This is a genomic window from Mycobacterium gordonae (genome assembly GCF_002101675.1).
Lineage (GTDB): Bacteria > Actinomycetota > Actinomycetes > Mycobacteriales > Mycobacteriaceae > Mycobacterium > Mycobacterium gordonae.
Genome location: NZ_LQOY01000158.1, coordinates 1 through 12,543, shown reverse-complemented (window position 1 = coordinate 12,543; position 12,543 = coordinate 1). Strand labels below are relative to the sequence as shown.

Below are 12,543 nucleotides of genomic sequence, written 5' to 3'. Positions count from 1 at the left end.
TTCCCCGACGGACCACAACGGTATTTCGACACCATCTACAACGACGACTACTGCCGCAAGCACGGCCTGCTCGACCACCTGCCCCCCGCCGAGCCGGCCCTCATCGAGGACCCCACCCGACAGGTGGTGCAGTCTTGGACCCGATGCACCAGTGTCGTCGACCCGACCGCACTGACGCCCCAGCCCGCAGCCAAAGCACAAGGCGTCCTGAAGGTTTCGGGCGGGCACAACGAAGAGGAGTTCCCTGGAAAAGGCGGGCGGCCATGACGTGGGCGTGGAGTCGATTGATTAGGCAAAGCACTCCATCGGTTGCATTTGGCCGTGCCAGCGCAGCGACAGATGGTGCACAGCATGGGGATGCCCCGGTGACGCGGGTTGTGGAGCTACACCGCGCGGACAGCGCTCGCGGGCAGTTACCGAACGAGTGCAGCGAATACGTGATGTGGGACGCCGCCTATGTGCTGGATTCGCTGTCGGAAGATGACCGCCGCGAATTCGAAGCCCATCTGGGCGGCTGCACGGTGTGCCGGAAGGCTGTTGTTGAACTCAGCGATATGCCAGCACTTCTGGCAGTCCTTAACCGTGGCGAGGTGGCGGCGATCGTCGGAGGCTCGCGTTCCGCGGAGAGTCGCACCGGCACGGGCCGGACCTGATGACGTGAATGCTCGGCCAGGCACATGCGTGCGCTCCTGCGTCGAACGGCAGGCGGCGCGGGCGTGTCCGGTGAGCCAAGTCCACGGCTGGGCGTATAAGGGTCCAACGGCAAGGTTTCAGGGCCCAAGGCCACTACAGCCAGTCGCCGAGTGGTCGTACGTTTGATTTGGGGGCGTTGATTGCACCTTTCGTGGAATTGCGGTCAATGGAAAGAGTTATAAAAATGTTCGTTACATCACCCAAGGTCCCGCGTTACTTGCGTAGCGGGCAGGAAATGCGTTGCCATGATGACGGCGCTATGCGTTTCCTGCTCGCCGATCGCAGTATGGTCACTGAATTCCAAGCCGCGGCAACCGTTTTGACAGTTACGACCGCGAGCCGACCAGCTCGGGGCAACACCAATCACATCGATGCCGCAGAAGCACAGGTTAGTGGCAACGGCGCAGTGTGGCTGTCGCATCGTAGGCCGCATGCCACTGCTGGCTGGCAACAGAGTTTGGAGCAGTGATGGATACCGTACTTGGTGTTTCCATGGCACCCTCGAAGGTTCAGATGGTGCTGGTAGAAGGCGAAAACGCTGACGGTGTCACGGTCGACCAAGACAACTTCGAGATCGAATCAACCGACGACGCGGCACCCTCCGCGGGCGTCGACCAGGTTATCTCGGCCATCCTCGGTACCAGAGAAGGCGCCGCCGAGAGTGGCTACCAGTTGCTCACGACCGGGGTCAGCTATAGGGACCAATTCGACGCAGCGGCGCTGCGCGATGCGCTGGCCAGTCGCAAGATCGAGAACGTCATGTTGGTATCGGCGTTTCTGGCTGCGGCCGCTTTGGCGCAGACGGTCGGCAATGCAACCGGCTACACCCAAACCGCGCTGCTCTTCGTCGAGCCCGATACCGCGACGTTGGCTGTGGTCGATACCGCCGACGGTTCCATAGCCGATGTGCACCGACGACCGCTGCCCGACGATGATGACGAGGCCATGGCCGAGCTGGTTCAGCTGGTTTCGGACGCTGAGGCGCTGGACGAACATCCGGATGGTGTGTTCCTGGTCGGTTCTGGGGTGGATGTCCCGCTGATCAAACCGGTACTGCAGACCGCGACCTCACTTCCGTTGTACGCACCCGAGGAGCCGGAAACGGCGCTCGCCCGCGGCGCGGCGCTGGCGTCGGCGAACGCACCGTTGTTCGCGTCGTCCACTGCAGCGATGGCTTATGCCCAGGATCCTGATTCCGGTATGTTGGACCCGAATGCGATTGCGCCTCCGCCGATTTCCGTCGCGGACACCCTGGGGCCGGTTGACGAGGGCGTCGCCTACAATGCGGGCGCCGACGACGAAGCCGACACACATACGGCCGTCCGGGGCCAGCAAAACTCGATCACCGGCCCGGTGGCCGACACCGGTGCTGATGCCGATGAGCAAGGGCGCAAGTTGTTTTGGCTGCCTGGGAGCGCTTTCATAGCGGTCTTCGTGGTCGGGGTCGTCGCGCTGGTGATGGCGCTGGCGATCAGCGTCCGGCCGATGAACAATCAGCACCCCAGCCCCGGCCAGAACATGGTTACCCCAACGAAGCAGGCCCCGCCAGTGCCGGCAGCTCCGGCCCCTGCGGCCCCGGCTCCGGCTGTTCCAGCCCCAGCGGCTCCGGCTCCTGAGGTTCCGGTCCCCGCTGCTCCTGCTCCCGCTCCCGTGCCGGTAGCGCCTGCTCCAGAGGTCCAGGTGCCGGCGGCTCCGGTTCCCGCTCCGGCCCCGGTGGCTCCGGTTCCCGCTCCGGTGCCGGTGGCTCCGGTGCCGGTAGCGCCGGTTCCTGCTCCGGTGCCGGTGGCTCCCGCAGCTCCGCCCCCCTTACCCGTACCGCCCATCATCGTCCCGCTGCCACCGATCTTTGGTCCTCCTGGGCATGGAGGTGGGGGACGCGGCGGTGGGGATCGCGGTGGCGAAGGTCACGGCGGTGAAGGCCGTGGGGGAGGCGGATTGATCCCGGGAATTCCGGGTCTGCCGGGATTCACGCATTGATTTGTGACCAGCTAGGAGAAGGTGGGTAAGCTCTCTATCTTTGAGAAGGCCACGCCCGCAGCTGAATCCGGCGTGCGGGCGGGCCCGGGAGTCGATGCTAGGCCATTGCGCGGCATTGTTCAGCGCAGGCTCGACAGGCTTTCGCGCAGGCGCGGCAATGCTCTGTATCGAATTTCTCGCACTCGGCCGCGCACGCGTCGCAGATTTCCGCGCACAGTTGGCACAGCTTGGCTGCCCAACTGGAGCCGCGGGCGAGCAGGCTGGTGCAGGTCTGGCAGATGGCGGCGCAATCGAGGCACAGTCGGGCGCAGTCCGCCATGGCGGCTTCGCCGACACAACACGTGTACGCACATGCCTCACACGCCTGGCTGCAGTCGCTGCACGCGTCGATACAGGCGCGGTTTGATTGGTCAACGAGGTTGTTAGCCATCAGGATCGTTTCCTCTCGGATCGGTATTCTCTGTTTCTCTCCCCCCTGGCAGTAGGTGCCGGGGAAGCTTCGGTTGCTCACCAGTCTCATCGTCCGTGGAGGTATCACGGCGTCGACTGGCACTCGTGGGAAGCCGGTTCAGACCAGGCTGCCGATAACCGACCCCGCACACTGCAACCAGTCGGACGTGTCCTTGCAGCGTCGGGAGGAATGCCAGGCCACTGAAGTTCCAAGCGTTGTGTGCTTCCGTCGCCACCGCCATCGCCACATCCTTGCTCGCGGGCTATCGAATCGACAGCCGATTCCCGCCGTAGATATGGCTCTCGGACTCCATCGCCGGCGGTCGATCTTCAACGTAAGGGCTGCCCTTAGGGCAGGGTCAAGCGCTGCATCAGCTAGTCCCGCAAGTCCGTCATCGCCGGCGCCGCCGAGACGAGCGGTTCGATCACGGAGCGAGAGGGCTCAATTTGGGGCGGCAGCCTTCTTGATGATCTGACCCACCACCCTGTCCTCCGATTGGTGGTTGCACTCGTGTGCGGTGGCGAGTGCATCCGCCAGCCAGCGACGTCGGCGGTGCAATTCCATGATCGCGTGGTCCACCTTGGCGATATGTGCATCAAGGATGGCCGCTACACGCCCGCAGGGGGCACAGTAGCCGCGGCGCATATCCAAAATTTCCCTGATTTCGTCGAGCGAGAAGTTCAGTAATTTCGCGTGGCGGATAAAACGGAGTAGTTCTACGTCGTCTTCGGTGAAGAGCCGGTAGCCGGCCTCAGTGCGCGGCACTGGTGGCACCAAACCTTTGGCCTCCCATAGCCGAATCGCCTTGATGCTTACTCCGGCTGCCTGTGCGGCGGCGCTCACTGTCATAACCATTTAAGGTTTCCATTCTTGTCTGCGATTCCCCGCCATAGTCGCTGGTGACGGGTATGCGGTTGCTGCGCGCCGCTGTGCGTTCGGCGAGAATTCCCCCAGAGGTCGAGGAGTTCCGGCGAGGCGGGATCAGCTCGCCGATTGCGGGCCGTCCTTCAATCGCACTGCCACGGCGTAGTTCAGTACCCTCGCGGGCTTTTGCGGCTAAGTGGGGGAGGCCCGACGATCCTCTGTGGTGACTTGTCGCGAAGTTGTTCCCCGGCCGTGGACCGCATCTCATCCGCCGAGGCGAGAACCTCTCTGTACCAGTGCATTCTGATTGAGCGCAGTTCGCCTGCGGGTGGCTCGCGATCGGTACCTGCCGGCGAAAGAGCGCATTATTGACACGGGTGATGCCCGAACTCTTGGGGGCCTCGGCAGCACCGCGGACACGCACTGTTCGCGGGTGATGCCGGGGCGCGGTCACGCTGATCGCGCTCGTGCATTGCACTTTCGCAAGAGTTTGCATGTGCGCCTAGCTGTCGTTCCGAGATATGAAATGCCCCACCCGGGTATACTATCCCATGCCGCGGCGGTGCTACTGAAAGGCGAAGACCCATGTGATCGCTACTGTAGCCGCAGGCAAGTCGGCTGCGCCCGCATTGGCACCGAAACCCGTTGCCCTTCAGAGTGAAACCACGTTGTCCCGCCCCACTAGGTGCGTGGCGGCCGCATGCCTTCGCGGCGAGGCGACAGCACTGTCGACGATGGTATTGGACGACGTCGGCCGACGCTGGTTGGCCGTGAGACTCGGCACAGACACTTGCCGACCGCGGCCGCCTCCGCCCCGGCACCTGGCAAGCCTGGCGCAACGCCAACGACGCTAACTGACCGCACAGGAGCGTCCAGGCACTACGCACACCATCAGGTCGGAGAATGACCTCCGTCGCACAACACAATTCCTGCATGGAGCCTGAGATGCTCCAGTTCAGGACTTAGTGCCCTAGTTGAGTCGTGGAGATCGCGCAAGGCTGAAGACGTTGCTCTGTCAGCAATTTGCTCATCGAATCGACTGGAGGGGTGATCACGGTGGGAACGTTGAAGGACGAATTGACCGCGAAGGTCGTGGATTACGAGCATTGGGCCAAGCGGCGTCGGTTCGGCCGCTTCGGGTACACCGACCGCAGACTCTGGGTGCTGGCCTGCATGGATGAGCGCCTGCCAATCAACGAAGCACTGGGCATCCAGGTTGATTCACCCATAGGCCACGGAGACGCGCACTGTTTCCGCAACGCCGGCGGGATCGTCAGTGACGACGCGATTCGATCAGCGATGCTGTCGACGAACTTTTTCGGCACCACTGAGATCGTCATCGTCCAGCACACCCAGTGTGGGATGTTGTCAGCCAACGCCGAAGACGTCGAGGCCTACTTCAAAGACAAGGGCATCGACACCGGCCATCCCGTATTGGACCCGACGCTGCCCGAGCTCAGGCTTGACGAGGGGGCTTTCGCCAAGTGGCTCGGGATGATGGACGACGTTGACGAGACGCTGTTGAAGACGATCGAAGTGTTTGACAACCATCCGCTGATTCCCGACCACGTGACCGTCAGCGGTTGGGTATGGGAGGTGGAGACCCGCCGCTTGCGGCCTCCGACGCGTGATCCCGCGCGGCGCGCGCGCACCGACGCGACGGCGTCCGACTACGGCGTCAACCAGCCACAGCCTGCGCGGTGGCAGTTGGGCGACAGCGAAACCGACGTCGTCACGGCAGCCGACCCGGTCTGCGGAATGGAGCTGCTGATCGACCGCGCCGCGGGGCACCGCGACGTCGACGGGCAGACGCTGTACTTCTGCTCCCAGCTGTGCCTCGACAGCTACGACGCCGAACCCGACCGGTATCTGCCGTCCAGCACGTGAAGGTCGGCTCCGATTTCTCCGGAGCACCGTCGAGGTCGCGCTCATAGCGTCCGTTCACGCACCGCCTTGGCGACGTCCATTCGCCCGATCACGCGAAACGCCGGGATGGCCGTCAACAGTGCGGCCGTCAAGACGGCCGCGGCGACGAGTAGCGGAGTTGTGGTGTGCATCATCAGGTGCCATCGATAGCCCTGCGTCACGTAATTGGACATGAACCATTCAGCGAGCCACGTCCCGGCGATCAGGCCGGCCGGCACACCGATCGCGACGAGCGTCATATTCTCGACCGCCACCAGTCGGCCCAGCAGAGGGGCACCCATTCCGGCGGCCTGCAACGTGCTCAGCTCGCCGGTGCGCTCACTGACGTTGGCCGACATCGCGTTATAGAGGAGCGCCATGGCCATCACACCCGCTGACAACAAGGTCAGCGCAACCAGCACGTTGTACAGGGCGAACGCCTTGCGGATGGTGGCTGAGATCGACTCGGTGGGCACGTAGGCGGCCACGCCATGCAACGCCATCACATCCTGGCGCTTCACGTTCTGGTTGACGCCGGGAGCCAGCTTGAGCAAAACGCCCGACGGCGCAAGAGCGGGCACTTGGGTGGACGAGACATATACGACCGGGTTCATCGGCTCGTCGACGAAGCCGGCGACGGGTAGGTCAAGACGAATTTGGTTCTGGGCGTTCGTTATTGAGATCCGGTCACCGACGGCGACGCCGAGAATCGCCCGCAGGCCCTCTCCCAGCAACACGCCGTCGGGCGGAAGACTGCGGCCCGACGGGCCCGATGTGAAGCGGTGCATCTGGGTTGCCGACGCCAAGCCGATCAGCAGGGTGTCGGAACGGTTGTCGCGGTGTTGCACCGTGACATCCAGCCGGGTGAACGGTTCTGCGGCAGCGACTTGCGGGTCGGCTCGTAGAGCACTCGCGACGGCGTCGGCCCTGCCTGCGGCGGTAATGACTTGCGCGTCTTGAAGTTCGACCTCTCCGTACTGTCGGTCGATGACGCCGTTGACGGTGTCGCGTAATCCGGCGAACACCATTACGAGGCATACCGAACTGATGACCCCGGCGACGGTAAGGATGGTGCGGCGACGGTTGCGGGTGATGCCGCGCAATGTCATTCGCCAGCGAGTAGGCATACGCCCCAGCGGCGGCAGCAGTCGTTCCGCGACGCTCACGCCGCCGCGCACGCGTGGCGGCAAAATCCTCATCGCTTCCGCCGGGCTCATCCGCGATGCGGCGCGCGCCGGGGCCCAGGCGGCAAGCGCGGATGCTGCAGCGCCGGCCACGGTTCCGACGATCAGACTGCTCGGGTACACCGACGTCGCCCGCAGCGGCAGTCCCATCGTCTGGGTGTATTGGGCGGTATACCAGCCACCGAGAAGGTAGCCGCCGATCATCCCGGCCATGGCCCCTGCCAGGCCGACGGCCACACCGTACGTCAGGTAGTGGCCGAGTATCTTTCGGCCGGACACTCCGTTGGCCGACAGTGTGCCGATCACGGCTCGTTGAGCGGCGACTAGTCGAGACAAGAGCACATGCGTCCCAACCACCGCTGCCACGAGGAACACCCACGGCATAAATCTTGCGAACTTGCGTACCGATTCCATGCCGTCGCGCAAGGAACTGTAGGACGGCAGCTCGTCGCGCGACGTCACGATGACTCCATGCGAGCGACCCAGTTCCGTTGCCGCGCTGACCAAAGCGGCTGCTTGGTTGCGATCGTGTGCATACACCTGCAGCTGGTCCGCCGGCTGGGCCGCGAATTCAACCATGTCTGGTGCCGGCACGAACACCACGCCGAAGTACTCCGGCGTGGTCACGGTCTCCGCCCGGGAGCGGGCCGGCCACAAATATTCTGTCGACACGGCGGATCCGGAAACGGACACGGGATGCCAGCCGGACGGCCCGAGGAGTTCGACGGTGCTCGCCGGGTGCAGACCGTAATGCGCGGCGAGGTGCTCTTCCACTAGAACCTAGCCGCGGGGCGGCAGAACACCGGATCGCAGTGCCAACTTCGATACCGGGGGTTGGGTCTCAACGGGCACGCCGACCGCGCGGCCGAACAGGGTGCGCCCGTTGATGCGGATACTCACGTCGGCCTGTTGTCGAAGGCCAACCTCCGGATGGCCGGGAAGTTTTAGGGCACTCTCGTACAACCCCGACACACCGGTTCCGGTGATGACCACATCTGGCAGCAGTTGCGTCGCGTATACCCGGGCGAACGACTGCTTCAAGTTGGCATAGGCGTCTGTGGCCCCGACGAAGACCGCCACACCGATGCCCATCACCAATGCCGCGGCAAGGAACTGTGAACGTTGCCGCCCCAGGTCCCGACGCACCTTGCGGAGCAAGATACGGTTCACCAGTCGAGTTCCTGCGCCGGCAGTGGGGCACCAACCCGCTCCTGACGGGCGACCCTTCCCGAGCGCAACCACACCACGCGATCGGCGATCTGGGCGATCGCGGAATTGTGCGTCACCAAAAGGACGGTGTTACCGCCTTCCCGGGCCAACTCGTGCAGCACCGCCAGCACCTGCCGCCCCGTGGCCAGGTCGAGGCTGCCGGTCGGTTCGTCACACAGCAACAGCGGCGGCCCTTTGACGATGGCGCGGGCGATCGCTACTCGTTGCTGCTGACCACCGGACATTTGCCCGGGAAACCGGTCGGCGAGGTCGGCCAGGCCGACTTTCGCAAGCGCCTCACGACTGCGCCGAGCACAATGTCCGCCGGCGAGTTCGGCAATGATCTCCACGTTCTCCTGCGCCGTCAGAGTCCCCACCAGGTTGGATATCGTTGCCTGACAACAAGATCCGTCCATCAGTGGGCGCTTCGATGCCGCCGATCAGATTGAGTAGCGTGGTCTTGCCCGAACCGGACGGACCCAGGATCACGACGAACTCGCCGCACTGAAACTCGAGGTCGATGTCCTTGAGCGCCTCCACCGCTGCGGGTCCGGAGCCATAGGTTCGGCTCACCGCCTCAAGCCTTAACACGGGAGGCGCAGAGGCTACCGCTGCCTCAGCCGATGCGGTGTCGTCCGACGACGGGGAATGTCCGCTCATAACGCATGCCCGGAACATTCGCTTGACGAGTGCGTCGCCCCTTGGCGTTGGCCCTCGTGGACATGCCTCCCGGCAGTCCAGAGACCGGCACGCGACCACCTGACGTCGGGCGTCGTGCAGGCAACAAACTGGTCCGACACGCACACGGGATCGGAAACGTCGGATGCGCCACCTCGCGTCAATGAATCCTTCAGTTTTTCGCCGTACATATCCAGCGATCCGTGAGTCAGCATTTCTTGATGTGTAGCGTCGACCGAATACACGGTGATATTGCCGGCAACGTACGGCCGCCACCTTCGCTGAAGAGACGCGCCCCGATCGCTTGCCTCCCGCGCAGCGGAAATAATGAGCACATCACCGTCGAAGACCGCGGGTTCGTGAGTTCGATACAACGACATACCACTCGTGACGTTTTGGACGAACATATCCAGCAGCTGTCTATAGCGAGGGTATTCTGCCGGGCCCTGTTCTCGGGCAAACTCGTCGATCTGCTCGTAGGTAAGCGGTTCGTTCACCTCCGGAAGCCCTATGTCGTAGAGCCGCAAGGCTTCTAGCTGCTTCCGCCAGTCGTCTAAACTGTGGTTTTGGAGGCTGTCGATAGTGGGATCGGCGTCGAGAAGGATGAGGTATGCGACGACATATCCGCGCCGCCGCAGCTCGATCGCCACTTCGTGGGCGATGACGCCTCCAAACGACCAGCCGAGAAGATTGTAGGGACCGGTCGGATAAACCGCTTGCAGCCTGTTGGCATAGTTTCTCGCCATATCGCGAAGTGACCGGGGTGCGGCTTCCTCGGGCTGCAATATTTGCTGTATCCCGATGATCGGACAGTCCAAATAGCTGCCAAGAGCGTGATATGGCCAACTTATCCCGCCCCCTGGATGAATGCAGAACAGCGGAACGCCGGAACCCTTCTTCAGGGTCTGGACCGGAACGACTTCTTGCACAGAGGTGAAATCTGTACGCCGGTGTAGGTGGTTGGCGAGGTCGGTGACGGTGGGGGTGTCGAAGAGGGTGCGGATGGGGATTTCGGTGTTGAGGGCGAGTTGGAGGCGGGTGGTGGCGCGGGTGGCCAGCAGTGAGTCTCCGCCGAGGGTGAAGAAGTTGTCGTCGAGGCCGACGCGGTCGAGGCCCAGGACCTCGGCGAAGGTGTCGGCGATGATGTGTTCGGTGGGGGTGTGTGGTGGCCGGTATCTGGTGGGGGTGAACACCGGTGGGGGCAGGGCGTTGCGGTCGAGCTTGCCCGAGGGGGTGTGGGGGAATTCGTCGAGCACGATCACGTGGGTGGGGGTCAGGTAGGCGGGTAGCCGCCGGCTGAGTTGGTGGCGGATCGTGGTGGGGTCCAGGGGTGCGGGGCCGATGTAGGCGATGAGGTGGTCGGTGCCGGTGGGGGTGTGGTGGATGGTGGCGGCGGCTTGGGTGACGTGGGGGCAGGCCAGTAGGGCGTTTTCGATTTCGCCGAGTTCGATGCGTTGGCCGCGCAGTTTGATTTGGGTGTCGGTGCGGCCCAGGCATTGCAGGCTGCCCTGGGGGGTCCAGCGGGCCAGGTCCCCGGTGCGGTACAGGCGCGCCCCGGGGGTGCCGTGGGGGTTGGCGATGAACCGCTCGGCGGTCAATTCCGGTTGGCACACATAGCCGTGGGCCAGGGCGGGCCCGGCCAGGTACAGTTCGCCGACCACCCCGATGGGGGCCGGGTGCAGGCGGGTGTCGAGGACCAGCGCGCACACTCCGGGGATCGGGGTGCCGATGGTGATGGGCTGTCCGGGGGACAGGGCGGTGGTGCAGGTGGCCCAGATGGTGGCTTCGGTGGGGCCGTAGGCGTTGAACATGCGCCGCCCCGGCGCCCAGGTGGTGACCAGCTCCGGCGGGCAGGGTTCGGCGCCGGCGATCAGGGTGTGCAGTTCGGTCAGTGGGGTCGGGTCCAGGGAGGCCAGCACGGTGGGGGTCAGGATGGCGGCGTTGACCCGCTGCTGGTGCAGCAGGTGGGTCAGCGCGTGGCCGGCGTAGGCCTGGGGTGGGGCCACCACCAGGGTGGCCGCCGATCCGGCGGCCCACAGCCATTCGAAGATCGACAGGTCGAAGGTGGGTGCGGCCACCATCAGGATCCGCGCCCGGGGGCCGGCCGTGAACAGTTCGCGTTGGGCGGCGGCCACCCCCAGCAGGCCGGCGTGGCCGACCGCCACCCCTTTGGGGGTGCCGGTGGAGCCGGAGGTGAACAGCACATAGGCGGTGTCGCCCACGCGCAGCGGCGCCAGCCGCTCGGCGTCGGTGATCGCCTCGGCGCGGCGATCGGCGAGGTCGAGGGTGTCCAGGGACAGCACCGGGCGCCCCCCGGCGCCGGGCACGGTGTCCGCGCCGCGGGTCAGCACGCACACCGCCTCGACCGCGTCCAGCACCGTGGTGAGGCGCTGCACGGGGTGGGCCGAGTCCACCGGCACATAGATCCCGCCGGCCTTGATTACCGCCCACCACGCCACCACCAGCTCCGCGCACCGATCCAGGGCCACGCCCACCGCCCGCTGCGGGCCCACCCCGGCCTCGATCAGCACCCGCGCCAACCGGGTCGACCACTCATCGAGCTGGCGATAAGACACCTGCCGGTCCCCGTCGATGACCGCGACCGCCTCCGGATCGGCGGCCACCGCCGCCGCCAACACCTGCCCCACCAGCCCCACCGGCGCCCCCACCGTGGCCCCCGACCACCCCGAGAGCACCAACTCACACTCCCCGCCATCCAGCAACGACACCTCACCCACCACCACCGACGCATCGGCCACCAGCAGCCGGTCGAAGAGTGACTCCAGACGGGTTATGTGCAAGGTGATGTCGTCGGCGCTGTAGCGATCGGGATTCCAGGCCAACTGAATTCGCGGCGCGCCGTGACCCAGCCGCGGATAGATGTTGACCGCTATGTCGTGTATCGGCCCGTTGGTCAAGATGTTGTACACCGGTTCGGAAGGCCCGAATTCGAACGGGGTCGCGAAATCGAGGATGTTGATGATCGGGCCAAAATCGAGATTGTCGAGATGGGTGGCCCCGGCGATGACGTCCGGCCAGCGCCGAAACTGTTGATGCCGAAGCGCACCGACCAAGGCCTTGGCGACCTGATCGGTCAGTTCGCCGATGGTGTCGCCATCCTCGACGCAGATGCGCAGCGGCACCATATTGGCCACCATGCCCGCAGCCTTTTTCAAGGCCGCAGTCGTGCGCGCCGAGACCGGCAGCGACATGGAGACATCTTGTCGCCCGGTGGTTTTCGCGATGAACACTGCCATCGTCGCGATAACCCTGGCGACATCGAGTTGGTTGTTCTCGGAAAGATGCCGGCACGCCAGTTCGCGCATCTGCGGGTGGCGGGGTGCCACTGACGTCCGCGTCCCGCCCAAGTCGGTGACATCGACGGTACCGCGCAGGATGTTTTGCCAATACTCGGCATCGGCGTGGCTGCGTGAAGACTGCTGATATTTCTGGTCGGCGTCGCGGATCAACGCAAACTCGGATAAGTCGACGTCGGAGGTGTCCGCGACCGATCCCGAGTAGGCGGCCGCGATGTGCCGGATGAAATTGTAGGCGCCATACCCGTCGAAGAGGACATGGTGC

The 12,543-nt window shown here is 64.5% G+C and carries 8 protein-coding genes and 2 pseudogenes; 4 read left to right on the top strand and 6 right to left on the bottom strand.

The features are described 5' to 3' along the window. From AWC08_RS38485 to AWC08_RS36680, 3 genes and pseudogenes are all read left to right on the top strand, one after another. Nucleotides 1-267 (top strand): annotated as a pseudogene (locus AWC08_RS38485) (hypothetical protein); the annotation flags it as partial. 98 nt (nucleotides 268-365) lie between these two features. Continuing rightward, nucleotides 366-653, top strand: coding sequence for an anti-sigma factor family protein (locus AWC08_RS39700; protein ID WP_371934623.1), 288 nt, complete (start codon nucleotides 366-368; stop codon nucleotides 651-653). Nucleotides 654-1,161: 508 nt separating this feature from the next. Next, complete coding sequence (locus AWC08_RS36680; protein ID WP_055577116.1) at nucleotides 1,162-2,670, top strand: DUF7159 family protein; 1,509 nt, start codon at nucleotides 1,162-1,164, stop codon at nucleotides 2,668-2,670. 97 nt (nucleotides 2,671-2,767) lie between these two features. On the opposite strand, the gene AWC08_RS39870 is transcribed toward AWC08_RS36680, so the two are convergent. Together AWC08_RS39870 and AWC08_RS22880 are read right to left on the bottom strand one after the other, a co-directional pair. Beyond that, nucleotides 2,768-3,100 (bottom strand): four-helix bundle copper-binding protein, encoded by a 333-nt coding sequence (locus AWC08_RS39870; RefSeq protein WP_082658451.1) that lies wholly within the window; start codon nucleotides 3,098-3,100, stop codon nucleotides 2,768-2,770. A gap of 462 nt (nucleotides 3,101-3,562) precedes the next feature. Then, nucleotides 3,563-3,964 carry a MerR family transcriptional regulator gene (locus tag AWC08_RS22880; RefSeq protein WP_197419784.1) on the bottom strand — a complete coding sequence of 134 codons (402 nt, stop codon included), beginning with the start codon at nucleotides 3,962-3,964 and terminating at the stop codon, nucleotides 3,563-3,565. 1,077 nt (nucleotides 3,965-5,041) lie between these two features. Between AWC08_RS22880 and AWC08_RS22875 the strand changes: the two genes are divergently transcribed. Then, nucleotides 5,042-5,872, top strand: a complete 831-nt coding sequence (locus AWC08_RS22875; RefSeq protein ID WP_069435279.1) for a YHS domain-containing protein — start codon at nucleotides 5,042-5,044, stop codon at nucleotides 5,870-5,872. Nucleotides 5,873-5,913: 41 nt separating this feature from the next. On the opposite strand, the gene AWC08_RS22870 is transcribed toward AWC08_RS22875, so the two are convergent. The 4 genes and pseudogenes from AWC08_RS22870 to AWC08_RS22855 form a co-directional block, all read right to left on the bottom strand. Beyond that, nucleotides 5,914-7,746, bottom strand: coding sequence for an ABC transporter permease (locus tag AWC08_RS22870; protein WP_142283740.1), 1,833 nt, complete (start codon nucleotides 7,744-7,746; stop codon nucleotides 5,914-5,916). Nucleotides 7,747-7,854: 108 nt separating this feature from the next. Further along, on the bottom strand, nucleotides 7,855-8,244 hold the full coding sequence (locus tag AWC08_RS22865; RefSeq protein WP_065136120.1) for a hypothetical protein: 390 nt from the start codon (nucleotides 8,242-8,244) through the stop codon (nucleotides 7,855-7,857). Beyond that, a pseudogene (locus tag AWC08_RS22860) lies at nucleotides 8,241-8,943 on the bottom strand (ABC transporter ATP-binding protein). The gene AWC08_RS22865 and the pseudogene AWC08_RS22860 overlap by 4 nt, the downstream one beginning before the upstream one ends. After that, nucleotides 8,940-12,543 (bottom strand): non-ribosomal peptide synthetase (locus AWC08_RS22855; protein WP_142283739.1); only part of this gene is annotated, 3,604 nt, incomplete at its 5' end. The pseudogene AWC08_RS22860 and the gene AWC08_RS22855, both read right to left, overlap by 4 nt.